This is a genomic window from Emticicia aquatilis, from assembly GCF_014644295.1.
GTDB lineage: Bacteria > Bacteroidota > Bacteroidia > Cytophagales > Spirosomataceae > Emticicia > Emticicia aquatilis.
The window spans coordinates 103,832-118,539 of the sequence record NZ_BMKK01000014.1 but is presented as its reverse complement, the minus strand read 5'-3'; the positions used below and the strand labels follow the sequence as shown (position 1 = coordinate 118,539).

General features: G+C 37.9%; 12 protein-coding genes and 1 tRNA gene. 6 read left to right on the top strand and 7 right to left on the bottom strand.

Going from position 1 to position 14,708, the window contains the following annotated elements; translation table 11 throughout:
- Positions 1-99: 99 nt before the first annotated feature.
- Entirely contained in the window at positions 100-786 is a 687-nt protein-coding gene (locus IEX65_RS24720) for an NUDIX hydrolase (protein WP_188770460.1), read from the bottom strand.
- Between the two features lie 344 nt (positions 787-1,130).
- Between IEX65_RS24720 and IEX65_RS24715 the strand changes: the two genes are divergently transcribed.
- Both IEX65_RS24715 and IEX65_RS24710 read left to right on the top strand, forming a co-directional pair.
- The gene (locus IEX65_RS24715) at positions 1,131-2,594 is read left to right on the top strand and encodes an MFS transporter (RefSeq protein WP_188770458.1); all 1,464 of its coding nucleotides are present in this window, start codon (positions 1,131-1,133) and stop codon (positions 2,592-2,594) included.
- Positions 2,595-2,614: 20 nt separating this feature from the next.
- Complete coding sequence (locus IEX65_RS24710) at positions 2,615-3,634, top strand: glycoside hydrolase family 43 protein (RefSeq protein WP_188770456.1); 1,020 nt, start codon at positions 2,615-2,617, stop codon at positions 3,632-3,634.
- A gap of 70 nt (positions 3,635-3,704) precedes the next feature.
- On the opposite strand, the gene metG is transcribed toward IEX65_RS24710, so the two are convergent.
- Positions 3,705-5,810, bottom strand: coding sequence for a methionine--tRNA ligase (metG, locus tag IEX65_RS24705; protein ID WP_188770511.1), 2,106 nt, complete (start codon positions 5,808-5,810; stop codon positions 3,705-3,707).
- Between the two features lie 119 nt (positions 5,811-5,929).
- Positions 5,930-7,555, bottom strand: coding sequence for an NADP-dependent glyceraldehyde-3-phosphate dehydrogenase (locus IEX65_RS24700; RefSeq protein ID WP_188770454.1), 1,626 nt, complete (start codon positions 7,553-7,555; stop codon positions 5,930-5,932).
- A gap of 216 nt (positions 7,556-7,771) precedes the next feature.
- Between IEX65_RS24700 and IEX65_RS24695 the strand changes: the two genes are divergently transcribed.
- The 3 genes from IEX65_RS24695 to IEX65_RS24685 all read left to right on the top strand — a co-directional run bounded on the left by IEX65_RS24695 (position 7,772) and on the right by IEX65_RS24685 (position 10,000).
- Entirely contained in the window at positions 7,772-8,614 is an 843-nt protein-coding gene (locus IEX65_RS24695) for a 1-acyl-sn-glycerol-3-phosphate acyltransferase (RefSeq protein WP_188770452.1), read from the top strand.
- 111 nt (positions 8,615-8,725) lie between these two features.
- On the top strand, positions 8,726-9,469 hold the full coding sequence (locus tag IEX65_RS24690; protein ID WP_308424973.1) for a 3'-5' exonuclease: 744 nt from the start codon (positions 8,726-8,728) through the stop codon (positions 9,467-9,469).
- A gap of 69 nt (positions 9,470-9,538) precedes the next feature.
- Complete coding sequence (locus tag IEX65_RS24685) at positions 9,539-10,000, top strand: protein-disulfide reductase DsbD domain-containing protein (RefSeq protein ID WP_188770451.1); 462 nt, start codon at positions 9,539-9,541, stop codon at positions 9,998-10,000.
- 132 nt (positions 10,001-10,132) lie between these two features.
- Here the strand turns inward: IEX65_RS24685 and der are convergent, their stop codons facing one another.
- The 3 genes from der to era all read right to left on the bottom strand — a co-directional run bounded on the left by der (position 10,133) and on the right by era (position 13,583).
- The gene (gene der / locus IEX65_RS24680; protein ID WP_188770449.1) at positions 10,133-11,443 is read right to left on the bottom strand and encodes a ribosome biogenesis GTPase Der; all 1,311 of its coding nucleotides are present in this window, start codon (positions 11,441-11,443) and stop codon (positions 10,133-10,135) included.
- Between the two features lie 189 nt (positions 11,444-11,632).
- Positions 11,633-12,532: an EamA family transporter gene (locus IEX65_RS24675; RefSeq protein ID WP_188770447.1), complete on the bottom strand. Its 900-nt coding sequence runs from the start codon at positions 12,530-12,532 to the stop codon at positions 11,633-11,635.
- Positions 12,533-12,674: 142 nt separating this feature from the next.
- A complete protein-coding gene (era, locus tag IEX65_RS24670; RefSeq protein WP_188770445.1) occupies positions 12,675-13,583 on the bottom strand; it encodes a GTPase Era in 909 nt (302 codons plus the stop codon).
- A gap of 110 nt (positions 13,584-13,693) precedes the next feature.
- Here era and IEX65_RS24665 point away from each other — a divergent pair.
- A tRNA-Met gene (locus tag IEX65_RS24665) sits at positions 13,694-13,766 on the top strand.
- Here IEX65_RS24665 and IEX65_RS28255 read toward each other — a convergent pair.
- Positions 13,726-14,700 (bottom strand): recombinase family protein, encoded by a 975-nt coding sequence (locus IEX65_RS28255; RefSeq protein ID WP_374757864.1) that lies wholly within the window; start codon positions 14,698-14,700, stop codon positions 13,726-13,728. The genes IEX65_RS24665 and IEX65_RS28255 overlap by 41 nt on opposite strands.
- Between the last annotated feature and the right edge of the window lie 8 nt (positions 14,701-14,708).

The window sequence follows — 14,708 nt, the reverse complement described above, 5'->3', positions numbered from 1 at the left end:
AAGTGTATGTGGATGTGGAGCTATAAATCTTAAACAGAAGTATCAAAATGTAAACTATCTACTACTTTTTGATTGAACAAACTCGCCTTGTTCACAAACTCAAACCTCAAAAATAAACCCTTTATCCAATAGTTTATTGTAGATATTCTCATCAAAGCGATAGAGAGTTGCTGCTCTGTGCGACACATCTTGTTGGCGTTCTTTGGTATCAACCAACAGATTCATTTTTAAAAACTTCTTGCGGAAATTCGATTTATCAAGCTTTTGATTAAGAATCGCTTCATATAGTTCTAAAAGCTGAAGAAGCGTAAATTTAGGTGGCAATAAATTGAAACCAATAGGCTCGTGCTGCACCTTGTGTTTCAGAAAACTCAAGCAACTTTCAAAGATAGTCTTGTGGTCGAAGGCCATTTTTGGCACATCCCAAACTTTAAACCATTGTACATCGGCCTCGGTTGGACCTGCGTGAAGCTCAAAATTTTCGATATTTACGAGTGCATAATAGGCTATCGTGATTACCCTTCGTGCAGGAAAACGCTCCAAATCACCGAAAGTCTTAAATTGTTCAAGATAAATATTGCCCACAGCCGTTTGGGAGGAAAGAATCCTGTTTGCAGCTTCGTCAATACTTTCATTATACCTAATCCAGCTACCGGGTAAAGCCCATTGTCCGAGGGTGGGGCCGATACCGTGTTTTACGAGCAAAACATAGAGTTGGGTTTCTTTAAATCCAAAAATAACGCAGTCGATTGAGAGTGCGTCAATGATGTCATCGGAGTACTGCAATTCCTTTAATTTTAGTTAAGATATTTTTGCAATTTACAGAAAAACTGTCTTTAACCTACACTTCCTCATCACATTTTAATCTATTTGGGCATTGCTACTATCTCAAAATCTAAATAAATTGCCTTTAGTCAAGTTTATATTATTTTGCATTTTTTTTATAATTTATTTAATAAATTTTGTAAATAAGAAAAATCAAACATATACTTGTGGTAAAATTGACTATAAGGATATTTTTGTTAATTTTAGCACTTTAAATTTTTTGTTAAAACGAATACTGCGAGCAGTAAAATTTAGCCCAAAACCATATTAATTGATATTTTGTAAAAACTAAGCAGAAAAACACTATGACATCAGAATCACATAAATTATCAGTTATTGAAAAAATAGGATACAGCCTCGGCGACTTAGCGGCGAACCTTATTTTTCAGACTTTAATGACATTTTTGGCCTATTTTTATACTGATGTTTACAAAATACCTGCGGGGGCTGCCAGTATAATCATATTCTTAGGAGGCTTTATCGGGGCATTTTTCAATATTCTAATGGGCATCATTGCCGACCGCACCAATACTCGTTGGGGAAAATTTCGCCCGTGGGTTTTGTGGACATCCATTCCTTTCGGTATTATTTCATTATTGGCTTTTTCAACCCCAAATTTTGGCGAAACTGGTAAAATCGCTTATGCCCTTATCACTTATTTTTTATTGGTTATTATTTACTCGGCCAGCAATTTGCCATACTCAGCATTGAGTGGTGTGATTACGGGTGATATGAAGGAACGCAATAGTCTTTCTTCGTACCGTTTTGTGGCAGTAATGGTTGCTCAATTTATTATCCAGTCGCTTCTTTTACCTTTGGCTTTATCGTTGGGACATGGCAATAAGGCCGTAGGTTTCGAGAAAGTAATGTTAGTTTTTGCGATAGTAGGTGTTATTTGTCTAATTATTACGTTTTTGACCACAAGAGAGCGAATTGTTCCTGTTACTGAAGAAAAAAGCAGTATTAAACAAGACTTAACCGACTTATCTCGCAATAAGCCGTGGGTGATTATGCTTTTGGTTACGATTTTAGTTTTCATAACCTTGGCTCTTAAAGGCGGAATGTATATCTATTATTTCAAATATTACTTAGACCCAACTGCTCAAGCAAATTACCTTGAAAGCATTGGTTTCAATTCTTTTATTAAGGGCTTAAACGAAAGCATAACCGGTTTGGGTTTGGGTAAATTTGAATGGCCAGAAGATGCTCCAACATCAGCCAACAGTCTTTTTAATGCTGGTGGAATTATCTTTATGATTATCGGTATTATGTTTACTAAACCTCTTGCCGACAGATTCGGAAAACGTAATATCTTCGGAATTTTCCTTGCTCTTTCAGCTTTGTGTTTGGTTGCATTCAATTTTTATGATAAAGATGCCATCGGAATTGTATTTTTAACCCAAATCCTACATGGGTTTACTTATGGGGTAACGATTCCGCTGCTTTGGGCAATGATTGCTGATGTTGCCGACTACTCAGAATGGAAAAATAACCGTAGAGCAACTGCAATTATATTTTCGGCCATGATTTTTGGTCTGAAAATAGGTTTAAGTGTAGGTGGTGCCGTGGGTGCAGCCTTGCTTTCAAATTATGGCTACGTGGCCGAGCAGGCGATTCAAACCGAAGATACAGTATCAGGTATAAAACTATCGGTCAGTATTTATCCGGGGATAGTTTTTTTGATAGGCTGTGTTTTGCTTTTTGGCTATGAAATCAACAAGGCTATGGAAAATCAAATTGAAACTGACTTAAAACAAAGAAGAAAATAATTTAAAGTAAAATTAAGAAAATGCCAGAAGATAGTATCGAACACATTGATTTTAAGGTTTTAAATCAAAAAGCAATTTCGCAGCCGCTCGTAAAACATATTTTTACAGCCGACCCTTCGGCTCATGTTTTCGACGGGAAAATTTACATATATCCATCGCACGATATTGAAGCGGGTATTCCGTTTGATGATTTGGGAAGCCACTTTGCGATGGAAGACTATCATGTACTTTCGATGGATTCGATTGATAGCGAAACAATTGACAACGGAGTGGCTCTGCACGTAAAAGATGTGCAATGGGCTGCTCGCCAAATGTGGGCCCCAGATGCTGCTCGGAAAAATGGGAAATATTATCTCTATTTTCCAGCAAAAAAGGCGGATGATGTTTTTCAGATTGGGGTAGCTGTTTCAGATTCACCAACCGGGCCTTTCGTGGCCGAACCTCAACCAATCGAAGGTAGTTATAGTATCGACCCTGCGGTTTTTGAAGATGTCGATGGCAGTTTTTATATGTATTTTGGAGGAATTTGGGGCGGACAATTACAGAAATATCGTAATAATCAATACGATGCAAATAACGAAGAACCGCTGCCAAATGAAGCTGCACTCTGTCCGATTGTTGCAAAGTTGAGTGATGATATGCTGCAATTTGCCGAACAACCAAGAGAATTGAAGATTTTGGACGAAAATGGAGAATTGCTCTTAGCGGGTGATAATGACCGCCGTTTTTTTGAAGCTTCTTGGATGCACCACTATAACGGCAAATATTATTTTTCGTATTCAACTGGCGACACGCACTTTATTTGCTACGCTACGGGCGATAATCCCTATGGGCCTTTTACATACCAAGGCAAAATTCTTAATCCTGTAGTTGGGTGGACGTCCCATCACTCGATTTGTGAGGTTGAAGGTAAATGGTATTTGTTCTACCACGATTCAAGTTTATCTGAAGGCGTTACACATTTAAGAAGTGTAAAAGTTACCGAAATCAGCTACGACTCAGAAGGTAAAATTCTAACTATTGACCCATATTTGGATTGATAACAAAAATGCCCCAAACGTATTTAGTTCTGGGGCATTTTTTATGATAAATAGTCGGAATGCTTTGATATTAACTAACTGGCCCACCATTCCAAACTTCTTTGTGTGGTTGGAGAAGTGCCAAACTTCCATCACGGTTTTCAGCCATCAAAATCATTCCGTTCGATTCGATTCCCATCATTTTTCTTGGAGCAAGATTTGCCAAGAAAGTTACTTGTTTACCAATCATTTCTTCAGGTGAGAAATGTTTGGCAATTCCGCTCAAGATAGTGCGTTTCTCAAAACCATCATCTACCAAGAATTTGAGTAACTTATCGCTTTTTGGTAATTTTTCAGCTTCCAAGATAGTGCCGATACGAATATCCATTTTAGCAAAATCATCGTACTGAATCGTTTCTTTCAAAGCTGGTACTTTTGCATTTTCTAATTCATTCATTCGCTTCGATTCTTGTAATTTTTTTACTTGTTTTTCAATCACATCATCTTCGATTTTCTCGAAAAGATAATTATCTAATTCATTCGCAAGTGGTTGTGAGTTTGGAACTAAATCTATTCTCCCTGCATCTAACCAATTGTATTTCCAATATATAGCGGAAACTTCATAATCATTAGGTTTGCCTTCACTGTCTATTTTAATAAATCCTAAAATATCAATAATTCTTTTGCTAGTAAAAGGCAAAAATGGTTCGCAAAGAATTGCTAAATTAGCAACAATTTGTGAACTAAGATTTAAAATCGTACCAACTCTTTGAGGGTCAGTTTTTATAATCTTCCAAGGTTCAGTATCTGCCAAGTACTTATTTCCTAAACGAGCTAAATCAATCATCGAGGCAAGTGCTTCTCTAAAACGAAAAGTATCAATAGAATTTCCTATGCTTACAGGGAATGTTTTAATTGCCTCGATTATAGTATGGTCATAGTCTGTAAATTCTGAAGGTTTTGGTAGTTCTCCTTCAAAATATTTATTCACTAAAACCAAAACTCGATTTACAAAATTTCCAAAAATACCAACCAATTCGCTATTATTTTTGGTTTGGAAATCTTTCCAAGTAAAGTCATTATCTTTCGATTCGGGCATATTGGCCGAAAGGGCATAACGCAATACATCTTGCTTATTCGGGAATTCCTCCAAATATTCGTGTAACCAAACCGCCCAGTTTCTTGAAGTTGAAATCTTATCACCTTCCAAATTCATAAACTCTTGTGCAGGTACGTTATCAGGTAAGATATAACTTCCTTCGGCCATCAACATCGCAGGGAAAATAATACAGTGGAAAACAATATTGTCTTTTCCGATGAAATGCACGAGTTTGGTACTTTCATTTTTCCAATAATCTTCCCAGTTTTTGCCATTTTGGGCTGCCCATTCTTGCGTAAACGTGATGTAGCCAATTGGTGCATCGAACCAAACGTATAAAACTTTTCCTTCGGTGTCAGGCAAAGGAACGCTGATTCCCCAGTCTAAATCACGAGTCATGGCACGAGGTCTTAGTCCATCTTTTAACCACGATTGGCACTGACCAAATACGTTGGTTTTCCACTCTTTGTGGCTGTTTACGTATTTCTCAATGTCGGGCTGCATACGGTCGAGTGGCAAATACCAGTTTTTGGTACTTTTCATGATAGGTTTCGAGCCTGAGAGCGTCGAACGAGGGTTTTTCAACTCAGTTGGCGAGAGCGTAGAACCACATTTTTCGCATTGGTCGCCGTACGCATTCGGGTTTCCACAAACAGGACATTCGCCCACGATGTATCTATCAGCCAAAAACTGTTGAGCTACTTCATCAAAATATTGTTCGCTGGTTTCTTCATCGAAATAGCCTTTATCGTACAACGTCGTAAAAATTTCTTGCGAAACCTTATGGTGAGATTGATTGGACGTGCGAGAATAAATATCGAACGAAATACCAAAATCAGCGAAAGATTTTTTGATTTGTTCGTAATAGAAATCAACAACTTCCTGAGGTGTTTTTCCTTCTTTACGGGCCTTTACTGTAATTGGCACGCCGTGTTCGTCAGTACCACTGATAAACGCCACATCAGCTCCTTTCGAGCGGAGATAACGCACGTAAATATCAGCAGGTATGTAGCAGCCCGCCAAATGCCCAATATGAATAGGGCCATTGGCATAAATCAAAGCGGCCGTAACGGTATATTTTTGCGGAGTTTCGGTCATATCTTCTTTAGTATTCAAAAATTATTGTGCAAAGTTACGGTATTGCTACATAGAAACGAAAAACCCCTCAAAAGTTTTTGTTTTTGAGGGGTTGAATATATTGATAGCTAAATAACATTTTAGAAAACGTATTTCGTAGAAAGGAAGTGTGAGCTATGCTCTTCGACAATCTCATTGAAAATTTTCTTATTGGCATCGGTATCTTTCGTAGCTACTACCGTACGAATCGAGAAAGCCCTAAGAGCATCTTCTACCGAGAGTGTACCTTCGGCCGAGTCTTTTCTTCCTGTAAATGGGAAAGTATCTGGGCCACGTTGACACTGAGCGTTGATATTTACACGGCTAACTTGATTCACGAGCGGGTCAATCAAATGAGCAATTTGGTCAGGATTTGTACCAAAAATACTCACCTGCTGTCCGTGCGACGAATCAATGATATATTGAATAGGCTCTTCGACATCATCAAAAGGCACAACTGGCACGAGTGGCCCGAATTGCTCTTCACTGTAAACTTTCATTTTGCTATTCACAGGGTAAAGCACCGCAGGATATACAAATGAGTTTACGGTCGTACCGCCGCCTTCATTCACAACTTCCGCTCCGTTGGTTTGAGCATCAGCAATGCACTCTGCCAAATACGTTGGTTTGTTTGGTTCTGGCAATGGCGTTAAGTTTACACCAGCTTCCCACGGCATTCCGAACTTCAACTTTTCGAGTTCTTCTGTAAATCTATTCAAGAATTTCTTCGCAATCGAGCGGTGTACCCAAATGATTTTGATGGCCGTACAACGTTGACCATTGAATGAAAGCGAACCCAAAATACATTCTTTCACTGCCAATTCTATATCGGCATTTTTCAAGATAATTCCTGCATTTTTGGCATCAAGACCCAAAACAGCTCTCAAACGATTGAGTTTTGGGTGCATTTTTTTCAAATCATTGGCTACTTTGCTCGAACCAATGAGCGTAAGTACATTGATTTTGCCAGTTTGCATCAATGGCGGAACTACGTTTGCTCCACGTCCGTAAATTGTATTGACAACGCCTTTCGGGAAACATTCTTGGAAAGCCTTCAACAACGGGTAATGCAAAAGCGTACCGTGTTTTGGTGGCTTAAACAAAATCGTATTTCCCATGATAATGGCAGGAATCAGCGTACAGAAAGTTTCATTCAACGGATAATTGAATGGCCCCATACAAAGCACCACACCCAAAGGCGAGCGTCTGATTTGCCCAATAATACCTTGCTCAATTTTGAAACGAGACGAATTACGGTCAATATCTTTCAAACAATCAATCGTATCATAAATATATTCAATCGTTCGGTCGAATTCTTTGATTGAATCGGCCAATGATTTGCCAATTTCATACATCAATAAATTCACGATTTCGGTCTTTTTCTCAAGCATTTTTTTGAGAAAATTTTCCATGCAAGCAATGCGTTCGCTCAAACTCATCGTTGGCCATTCGCCACGGCCATTGTCGTAGGCTTTCAAGGCTGCATTCAGAGCATCCATTGCTTCTGCTTCGTCGGTAATCGGGTAACTTCCGATAAGCAAACTTTCAAATTTATCGCCGTTTTTTACATAAATCGGAGAATAAACATCTTGCGTAGCACCCGTCCACTGACGCATTTCGCCACCAACTAAATACTCTTTTTGGTGAAGCGGTTGAATCTGAAATTGTTCGGGAATTTGACCAGCTTCGGGGAAAATAGCCGTGATTTTGTTTTGTAGATTTGTCATGTTTTTGTTTAGAATCAAGCTGTTTTGTTGTAAAACACAAACGAAATTACAGCCATCAATAGCAAAACCAAAGAGAATTTGGTTTTTTTGAAATATTCGGCAGAAAACTACAATTTAATGTCAAACAAGTGCCAAAATCAAAAATCTATTTGGTCGGAAAGATTTTTATTCAGATTTTTGAATTACTAAAAACTTTCACCTAAACATCCTTGTCAATTGCTTTATTATATCTTACGTCCTTTTGTTACGTTTCTGCTGAAATTTTTTATCAAACGAATTAAAAATACAGGCCTCGAAAATATACCAAAATCGGGGGCAGTTATGTTGGCTTCTACGCACGCCAATTCGTTTTTTGATGCGGTTTTATTATGTTGTACGCTCGACCGACGCATTTGGTCGTTGGCTCGTGGTGATGTTTTCAAGAAAAGTTTAGCAAAAAAAGCTCTCTCGAGCCTTTTTATGATGCCTGTGCATCGTCTTTCGGAAGGAAAAGAGCATTTGGGAGATAATGATGAGACTTTCAAGAAGTGTATCGAACTTTTCAAACAAGGCGAAATGGTACTGATTTTCTCGGAAGGACTCTGCACCAACCAGACAAAACTTTTACCACTCAAAAAAGGAACTGGGCGTTTGGCTCAGAAGGCATGGGGAGATGAAATTTCGTTGACAGTAATTCCAGTAGCTATTACTTACAATACTTTTACAACTTATGGAAAAGTAATAAACTTAAGTTTTGGTGAAGCAATCCAAAAGGCAGATTTGCCGAATCCTGCCGAAGATGGTGTTTTTTTACGCCGATTCAATGAAGTTTTGACCGAAAAACTCAACCAGATTTTAAGCTGGAATTTCCCTAAACTGTCGCCTGCACAAGCACCGCTTTTCACGCTCGGATACATCACGCATTTTCCTGCAATTTGGTTGGCCACTTTTATTTCAAAAAAACTCACGAGAGGAATCGTCTTTTTCGATTCCATCACGATTGGCCTAATGATTGTACTAATGCCTTTATATTGGTTGATTATGTTCTTTGTGGTGCGAACATTCTGTTCGCTATTATGACGTTTTCTGACTGAATATTACAGCGAACAGGATGCGGCCGTCGCTCGGTTCGCACCACATTATGTAACTTTTGCTCAAAAATGAAGTCTGAAATCCAACACTTAAACACCTATGATTATGATAGATGATGCTTTTGTCAAACACCTAAAAAATGTCTTATTCATTGACATCGAAACGGTTTCGCAAGTGCCTGATTTTGAGCTACTTGACGAGCGACTGCAAAAACTTTGGCTTAAAAAAGCAGTCTATCTAAATAACGAAGAAAACCTGTCAGACGGAGAGTTTTATTTGAAAAAAGCAGGAATCTATGCCGAATTTGGCAAGGTGCTTTGCATAGGTGTTGGGGGAATAATGTTTGATGAAGAAAATAAACCATCGCTTCGAGTAAAAATGATTGGTGGAGACGACGAGCGAGAGGTTTTGCAAGCCTTCAAGAAGATTGTCGAAAAACATAAAGCAGGTAGTAATTTGATGCTTTGTGCTCACAACGGCAAAGAATTTGATTTTGCATATTTGTGTCGCCGAATGTTGGTCAATGGAATCGGTTTGCCGAGGGTTTTGCAAATATCGGGTAAAAAACCGTGGGAAATAAATCATTTGGATACGCTCGACCTTTGGAAATTTGGTGATTATAAGCACTTTACGGGCTTAGATTTGCTGGCAGCGATTTTTGATATTCCGAGTAGTAAGAGTGAAATCAGTGGCGACCAAGTGAATCATGTGTATCATGTTGAAAAAGATAGAGCAAAAATCGAACGATATTGTGCGGCTGATGTTGTAGTTTTAACGCAGCTATATATGAAAATGAATAATTGTGCGTTAATAGAAGAAGAAAATATTGAAGTACTTTTGTAGTTTCAGCAAGGTCGGCGAGGTTCGAACCTCGCCGACCTTATAAATATCAATTAATTTTATATTCAAAAAATGAAAAAAATACTCTTTTTATTATTTGTTGCTTCATCATTTGCGGCATCGGCTCAGATTTTAAAACCTGCTAAATGGACATTTACGCCTTCAAAAACATTAGCCAAAGTTGGCGAAACAATAGATTTAGTTTTCACAGCCAAAATTGATGATAATTGGTATATGTATTCTTCTCAACTAAAAGTGGAAGGGCCATTGCCGACATCAGTAAATTTCACAAAAACCGAAGGCTATCAAGTTGTCGGGAAACTCACGCCAGTGAAACCAAAAGAGAAATACGATGAAATTTGGGGCGGAAAAGTGCAGTATTTCGAGCATGAAGCTAAGTTTATTCAGAAAGTGAAAATAACGAAGGCCAATCCAATCATCGAAGGAAAAATCGAGTGCCAAACTTGTACCACCAAAGATGGCAAGTGCGTACCAAACAAAGATAAATTCAAGTTTGATGTTAAGACAATTTGATATTGGTAAACTGGTTATTGGTTTTAAACGCATAAAAAAAATCCTCGTTTCGGCGAGGATTTTTTTATTATAGGTTTTTGATTGTCAATAGACTATTCGTAAATCGTCATTCGCAATCATTCGTCATTCGACTTACTTCGCTCTAAAGAATACTGTAATAGCCACGCCCTCAAAACCGAAGTTTTCACGGAGTTTGTTTTGCAAGAAACGAGAATAAGATTCCTGCACGTATTGCGGTAAATTACAGAAGAAAATAAAAGTTGGTGAAGGCGTAGGCACTTGCACACAGTATTTTATTTTAATTTGTTTACCTTTCAACATCGGTGGTGGCGTACGCTCGATAATCGGCAACATCACTTCGTTGAGTCTTGAAGTCGTAATTTTCTGAGTCTTATTCTCATACACTTCCATAACTTTCTCAATCACTTGGAAAATACGCTGTTTTTCAATTACCGAAGCAAAAATAACGGGCATATAATTCATCGGAGCCAATCTGTCTAAGATTGCTTTCTTCATTGTATCGGCCGTTTTTGAGTCTTTCTCCACCAAATCCCACTTATTTACCATCAAAACAATGGCTTTTTTAGCGTTGTGAGCGTGACCAATGATGCTAATATCCTGCATTTCTAAGCCCACCGAAGCATCAATCAAAACCAAACAAACATCTGAGTTTTCGAGTGCTTTTACTGAGCGGAGTGTCGAATAAAACTCAATATTTTCCTGTACTTTGGCTTTCTTACGAATACCCGCCGTATCAGTCAAAATAAAATCTTTTCCAAAAAGCTTATAGTGTGTATCAATCGCATCACGGGTTGTGCCAGCCATGCTGTTTACGATACTTCTATCTTTGCCTGTCAAAGCATTCAAGAAAGATGATTTTCCAACATTCGGACGACCCAAAATCGCAATTCTCGGAATACCCGCATCTGGGTTTTCTACGCCCTCATCATCAAAATTCTTTACAACAGCATCGAGTAATTCTCCAGTTCCGCTACCATCAGCAGCCGAAATCGGAAAAATCTCTTCGCCCAAACCCATTGCATAAAACTCAGCGGCAGTCTGATGACGCTCGAAGGTTTCGGCTTTATTGGCCACTACATAAACGGGTTTTTTAGAACGACGCAAAACATTAGCAAAGTCATTATCTAAATCGGTCAAACCAGTCATGGTATCAACCACAAACAAAATAACAGTCGATTCTTCGATAGCTATCTCGACTTGCTCACGAATGGCAGCCTCGAAAGTATCTTCCGAACCAACTACATAGCCACCAGTATCAATAACTGTGAAAAATTTTTCAGTCCAAACCGCTTGTCCGTAATGACGGTCACGGGTTACGCCAGGCATATTATCGGTGATGGCCACACGGCTCTCGATAAGGCGATTAAAAAGAGTAGATTTGCCGACATTCGGTCGGCCTACGATTGCAACAATATTTGCCATAAAAAATCAGTAAACGGTTATCGTTTTTGAAACAATAAACAGTGATTCTCTTGCGAGAACTGTGAAAAATTGTCGATGTTTTTGTCTACAATCGACGTAAATAAAAGATTGTATCCCACAACGGGGGTGCAAAGGTACAAAAAAATATGCAGAAAACTATTGATTATCAGGAAGATAGATTATTACAACTTAAAACAAACCTTGAATATCTTGCCATGAAATCAGACCTATGGCCGCAACTGCCAACAAAAGTCCGATTTTATTGAGTGTAGTGAGTTTTTCTTTGAAGAAAACAAAAGCTACTAAGGCCGAAACCAAAATAACGCCGATATTATAAAGCGGATAAACAAACGCACCGCTATTTCCGTAGGCAGTTAGTGCCAAAATTAAGAAATAGAACGATAAGAAATTAGGAACACCAAGCGTAATACTGGCCAAAATATTCTTCAATTCAATCTTTTCTTGTCCACGAATTACTCGAATCACCAGCACAATCATTCCCGCCAAAATCGCCCCAAAAACCATCACAAGCGTAACAGGTACGGTGCGGTCTGCCGATTTTATAAAGTTGATATTCAAGTAGTTAATCGAAGTATTCGTAACGCCGTACATCAAAAAAACCGCCACAGGCAAAAGAAAATCTAAGCCTTTGCCCGATACTTTCTCATTGCTTTTCTTGAACGTACTAAGTGCAACTGCTCCCAAGGCAAGAGCCAAGCCTAAATAATTTAATCCATCAAATGGGCGTCCCTGTGTTTTGAAAATCAATAAACTACAAAGTACAGGAATCACCAACGAAATATTATTGGCCAGTGAAGTTGCCGTCATTCCCATTCGTTGGGTAGAAAATCCTGATAATAAGAAAGTTATGATAAAACCAACACCCAAAATAAGGGCGTAGAATGTCCAATTTTCCGAAAAATTGAGTTCAAAACTTTGTCCTTCAGGCATTAGAGCCAGCCCAGTCAAAAAACAAATAGGGTAGTTAAATGCAATTGCCTGAAAAGTGCTAATGCCAAATTTTGGGTACAAACGAAAGTTTGTCAACAACAAAACCGAAAAAATAATGCTTAGAAGAAGATAGAACATGGCTTTTTCAAATATTGATAATTTTCATACTTAACTTTTTGTTACCACGGAGACACGGATTGCATAGATTAACACGAATTTTTCCGTGAAACTCTGTGTAATCGCAGCGGCGAACCGTCCGTGTCTCCGTGGTAAAGAAATATCACTCATACCCAAATCGCTCCAATTTTTGGCGTTTATTTCGCCAATCTGGCTCAACTCTGATGTACTGCTCCAAGAAAATTTTCTTACCGAAGAAGTTTTCCATTTCTTGACGAGCCTCAATACCCACTTTCTTGATACGTTCGCCTTTATGCCCCAACAGAATCGCACGCTGAGTAGTTCGTTCCACATAAATTTCGGCACTTACCACAATCATATCCTCTTTTTCTTTGAAACTCGTAATCACCACTTCGCAGCTATACGGTACTTCTTTCGTATAATTCGTAAAGATTTTTTCACGGATAATTTCGGCCGCAAAGAAGCGTTCGGGCTTATCGGTCAATTCATCTTTCGGGAAATATGGGTGATGAACTGGCAAAAATCCAATAATTTTTGAAAACAAACCATCAACATTTTGTTGGTGCAATGCCGAAATCGGAATCACCTCAACGGCCTTGAAGTTTTCTTTCCAGTAACTTACTTTTTCTTCGATTTGCTCAGGCGTTGCCAAGTCTATTTTGTTGATAATTAACAGAATAGGCGTTTCTGTATGCTGAAGTTTGGTGATAACATCATCTTCATCGTGCTTTTCGAAAATATCCGTTACAAACAAAATTACGTCGGCGTCTTCGAGCGAGCCATGCACAAAGTGCATCATTGATTTATGCAATTCATATATCGGTTTGATGATACCGGGCGTGTCGGAGTACACCAACTGGAAGTCGGTGCCTTCATGCACACCATTCACAATACCCATGATACGGTGGCGAGTGGTTTGGGCTTTCGAGGTAATGATTGAAAGTCGCTCACCTACGAGAATATTCATCAACGTCGATTTACCGACGTTTGGTTTTCCAACGATACTAATAAAGCCCGCCTTGTGGTCGGGAGAAATGATTTCTTCTTGCATTTGAATTGGTCACGACAAAAAATAATCGTGTTTTTTTTATTTTTTTGCAAAGATAGTTTTTTATTGTGAAATTTTCTCGTACCTTTGCAGTCCGATATATGGAACAACATCGCGGGATGGAGCAGTTGGCAGCTCGTTGGGCTCATAACCCAAAGGTCACAGGTTCGAGTCCTGTTCCCGCTACTAAATGAGACTTTTCATCAATTTGATTGAAAGTCTCATTTTTTTTGCATTCATAATTGCTTGATAGGTAGTTACTTACAAGTAAAAAAGAGTTAACATCTTTGGTTAGATATGTGTGATTTTTCTTATCAAAGAATACACCCGAAGGAAATAGTGTATTTTGTAATGCTTTTTTCACTTCAAATGTACTCGAAACCCATATATTTCCTATATTTTGAAGGCTTTCGAGAGATTTTTTTATTAAATCTTCTTGGTTAGATAATTTTGGGTTAGTGTTTTTTAAATTCTTATTCAATTCTGATAATTCCTCTTCTATTGACTGTACTGTTAAGTCATACACTTTTTTTGTAAGTTGGCTTTTTCCAAATCTAATGTGTACACTGTTCAATTCGCTTTCAAGATTCTTTATTTTATTTTTAATATCCTTTTCTTTATTTGCTTCCATTGTATTAATAGCTGTATAGATTTTTTTCATTTGTTTCTCAATTAGAAAAGAAAAGGATTGATTGATTTTGTATTTATCTAATAATTCTATAAAAAGTTCATTTGCACCAATATTATTTGATTTTGGTTTTGTAATAGCATTAAGACTAACTCCTTTGCAATAATTACATTTATAATAAAAAAGCTTTTTCTTCTTATTTTCATAGCTGGTTAGTTTATTTTCACATTGATGACATTTTAGAAAGGCATTTAAGGGTTTACATTCATCTACTTTGTTATGTTTATAACCACTCTTATTTTTTTTAAGAATTTTTTCTAATTTAAAGAAATCGCTTATTGATATTATTGCTTCCCAATTTCCTTTAATAGCCTCTTCGTTTTCAAGTAATGAATTTGTTGAAACCCCACAATAAAAAGGATTTCTCCATATACTACTAATTGTTTGTTTCGGAATAATTAGTCCTTTAATTCGTAATTCTTTTAGAATCATAGTATCTG